Annotated in this window: 4 protein-coding genes; 1 reads left to right on the top strand and 3 read right to left on the bottom strand. The window is 73.1% G+C overall.

The features are described from left to right. The coding region (locus PSH25_RS21145) for a helix-turn-helix transcriptional regulator (protein WP_238660732.1) at nucleotides 1-585 on the top strand (585 nt) is incomplete at its 5' end. Between the two features lie 11 nt (nucleotides 586-596). On the opposite strand, the gene PSH25_RS21140 is transcribed toward PSH25_RS21145, so the two are convergent. The 3 genes from PSH25_RS21140 to PSH25_RS21130 all read right to left on the bottom strand — a co-directional run bounded on the left by PSH25_RS21140 (nucleotide 597) and on the right by PSH25_RS21130 (nucleotide 2,431). After that, nucleotides 597-1,145 carry a DsbA family protein gene (locus tag PSH25_RS21140; protein ID WP_238660731.1) on the bottom strand — a complete coding sequence of 183 codons (549 nt, stop codon included), beginning with the start codon at nucleotides 1,143-1,145 and terminating at the stop codon, nucleotides 597-599. Further along, complete coding sequence (locus PSH25_RS21135; protein ID WP_238660730.1) at nucleotides 1,142-1,639, bottom strand: redoxin domain-containing protein; 498 nt, start codon at nucleotides 1,637-1,639, stop codon at nucleotides 1,142-1,144. The genes PSH25_RS21140 and PSH25_RS21135 overlap by 4 nt, the downstream gene beginning before the upstream one ends. 105 nt (nucleotides 1,640-1,744) lie before the next feature. Next, entirely contained in the window at nucleotides 1,745-2,431 is a 687-nt protein-coding gene (locus PSH25_RS21130; RefSeq protein ID WP_238660729.1) for a BON domain-containing protein, read from the bottom strand. Nucleotides 2,432-3,372 lie beyond the last annotated feature (941 nt).

The raw sequence follows: 3,372 nt of genomic DNA, 5'->3' as shown, positions 1-3,372 counted from the left end.
GGGGCCGACCCGGTGCTCGCGGTGACCTTGGCGAAGGTGCGGCTGCTGGCCGGCGACCCCGCCGCCGCCGAGCGGACCCTGCCGGACTGGCAGGCGCCGGCGGCCACGGCCTGGCCGCTACCGGTACGTCTGGACGCCGGTCTGCTGGACGCGGTCCTGGCCGAGCGCGCCGGGGACGGGCGTCGCGCGGGTCGGATCCTGGAACAGACACTGGACCTGGCCGGCCCGCAGGACTGCCGAAGGGTCTTCACCCGGGCCCAGCCCCCCGTGCGGGACCTGCTGGCCGCGCACCTGGACGCGGGCACCGCGCACTTCGCGCTCGTCAGTGACCTGGTACGCGGCGCGGGGCAGAGCGCCGCGGGGCCGGCCGCCGGCCCGAGAGGCGCGCTCGACGAGCCGCTCACCGAGCGGGAGCTGACCATCCTGCGCTACCTGCAGAGCATCCTGTCCAACGTGGAGATCGCCAGCGAGTTGTCCCTCTCGGTCAACACGGTGAAGACCCACGTCCGCAACATCTACCGCAAACTCGACGCGACCCGCCGGCGCGAAGCGGTCCGGCGGGCGCGCGAGTTGCGGCTGATCTGAGCGGCTGGCGGTCAGGCGTTGGCGGCGGCGTCCGCAGCCGTCAGCAGGTCCGGCAGGTCGTACCCGCCGTCGTGCCGAACGCCGTTGACGAACAGGGTGGGGGTGCCGTTCACCCCGCTGCGGATGCCCCCCACGAAGTCCCGGCGCACCCGGTCCGCGTGCGCGCGGTTCTCCACCTCGGCGTTCAACTCGTCCGGCGGCAACCCGACCTGCTCGACACCGAGCGAGAGGTGCACCGGGTCGAGCTGGTCCTGATGCTCGTAGAGCCAGTCGTGCATCTCCCAGAACCGGCCCCGAACCCCGGCGGCCTCGGCCGTCTCGGCGGCGCGTTCGGCGTACGGGTGCACGTTGGCGATCGGGAAGTAGCGGTAGACCAGCCGTACGGTGTCGGCCCGCTGCCGCAGCAACTCGTGCAGGTTCGGGTACGCGGCACCGCAGAACTGGCACTGGAAGTCGCCGTACTCGACGATGGTCACCGCCGCGTCGGCCGGCCCCCGGATGTGGTCGTCGGCGGTCACCGGGTCCCGAAGCCGGGCGGTGACCTGCAGTGGCGTGCTCATCCGGCCATCACCTTCCGATCGGCGGCGAGATGGTCCAGCGCGTCGAATATGCCGTCGGCGCCGGGGTTGACCTCGGGCGGCGACAGGTAGCTCCAGGCCACCGTGCCCGCCGGATCCAGCACGACCAGCGCGCGGGCCGCCTCACCGTTCGACATGTACGCGCCGTAGCGGCGCGCCACCTCGCCCTTCGGCTCGAAGTCGGCCAGCAGCGGGAACTCGATGCCGCGGCTCTCCGCGAACGCCCGGTGGGACCAGATGCTGTCGACCGACAGGCCGAGCACCACCGCCTGGTACTGGGCGAAGACGGGCGCCGCCGACTGGTAGAGCGACATCTGGTCACCGCAGACCGGGCTCCAGTCGGCGGGGTAGAAGGCGAGCACGACCGGCCGGCCACGGAACTGCTCAGGCCCCAGCAGAGCCCCGTCCGGGGTGGCCGGCAGGGTGAAACCGGGCGCGGTGCGCCCCGGTTGGATCAGCCCGTTCGGATCACTCATGCCACCAGCCTGCTCCCGGGGTGGGTGAGGTGGGCTCACCCACCCCGGGTGGTTCCGCGCCCGCTCAACGCTCGCCCGTGCCGGTCAGCGCTCGCCCGCGCCCGCTCAGTGCAGCACCGGGGCGACCGCGATGTGGTTCTGCACCTCCCGGATGCCCGGCGCGGACCAGGCCACCTGCTCGACCTCGGCCCGTTCGGGCATCGAGTGCACCAAACCGGCGAGTATCGCGGTGTCGCCGTGCACCCGGACGCTGATTCGTTCGGCCTCGGTCGCTCCGGCCCGGGCGAGGGCGTCGACGATCCGGTCGGCCAGGTTGCGCCCGTCCGGCACGGTGGCCGGTCGGACGGTGATGCCGTTGCTCACCCCGCGTACGCCGGTCAACCGGGCGACCGCGCGTTCGGCGGCGCGGCGCTGGTACTCCCACTCGACGTCGCCGTGCAGCGTCACCCAGCCGGCCGAGACGGTGATCTGGAGCTTCTCGATGGGTACGAAGGCGTCCCACTCCAGGCCGTGGCTGGCCGCGGCGGCAAGGTCACTGTCGGCGCGCTCGGTGCCGTTGGTGAGCTGCACGGCCACGTCGTTGGCGACCGCCCGCACCGAGGCGACCCGGTGTGCGGCCCGTTCGGCGGCCCACTTCTTGGCGTAGCTGTCCACCCGGCCGGTCAGGGTGACGACGCCCTCGGCGACGGTCACGCCGATCTCGTGCGGCTGCACCCGCGGTTCCCAGGTCAGCTCGTCGAGCACGGCGGACTGGATGTCCTGGTCGGTGCGGTTGATCTCCGCGATGGCCATCTGTCCCTCCTCCGCTGTTCCGTGGCGGACCGGGGTGGTGGCTGCGGCCGGAGGTCCGCCCTGCCGTGATCCTGCCGCCGCTCCGGGTGAGCCGCCCTCGCCCGGAACGGGTGACGGGGTGGCCGGACCAGGGCGGCACGGGCGGGGGACACGGGACGAACATCGATGATGGGAGCGCTTCCAAAGCGAGCGGCTTTCGGTTACGGTAATCGCGTTCCTCGATTGCGGGAGCCTTCGCGTCGGGTGGTGGAGCCGGGGCAGCTCCGCCCGTCCCCGTCGTCGTGCTCGTCCCCCGGGCCACGGCGTCACCCAGGCGATCGACCCCGTCCCCCGGGGTTGAATCCCGAGCGGAACCGCAGCTGCGGAAGTCACGCCGGCGTCCTCCACCAGCGCCGACGTCCACTTCGGCCGCCGCAGCCTGCCCGTTGACCGACAACTTCCGAGCACTCCGCTGGCGGCCAGCCGGATCTGGAGGCCAGCACCTGCGCGAGCCGCCGAGCAGGTGATCCGGACGGGACCCGGATCACACCCGTACACCGGTCCGCCGGGCCGCCTGAGGGGTCCGGCACCCGGCGGACCGGCCCACCCACCCTCGCGCCCACCCACCCTCGCCGATCATGGTGTCGTGGTGGGAGAAATGCTCGTTCCCGCCACACTCGTCCACCACCACAACTGCATGATCGACGCGGGCGGACGCGGACGTGCGCGGACGCGGGCGGACGGGCGCGGACGGCGGACGCGGGCGGGGTCAGGCGGCGGAGAGCAGGACGCCGTCTCGGCACTGGCGCTGCCCGCCGTGCAAGGCGTGTACGGGCCGCGTCAGGGGGCGGTCGGGCGGTTCGACAGGTCCGGCGAGTGCGAAGGCCGCCATGCTTGTACGCGCGGTTGGACCTGCGCCCGCGGGGAGACGCGCGCGGAGCAGGAGCGCGTATCCAGGGGGG

It is taken from the genome of Micromonospora foliorum (assembly GCF_022229015.1).
Lineage (GTDB): Bacteria > Actinomycetota > Actinomycetes > Mycobacteriales > Micromonosporaceae > Micromonospora > Micromonospora foliorum.
Note: the sequence above shows the minus strand (reverse complement) of the source record. Positions and strands in the feature narration are given on the sequence as shown.

Excerpts from the sequence above, each read along its gene's own strand:
- PSH25_RS21140 (WP_238660731.1), bottom strand. The coding sequence starts at position 1,145 with ATGAGCACGCCACTGCAGGTCACCGCCCGGCTTCGGGACCCGGTGACC.
- PSH25_RS21135 (WP_238660730.1), bottom strand. The coding sequence starts at position 1,639 with ATGAGTGATCCGAACGGGCTGATCCAACCGGGGCGCACCGCGCCCGGT.
- PSH25_RS21130 (WP_238660729.1), bottom strand. The coding sequence starts at position 2,431 with ATGGCCATCGCGGAGATCAACCGCACCGACCAGGACATCCAGTCCGCC.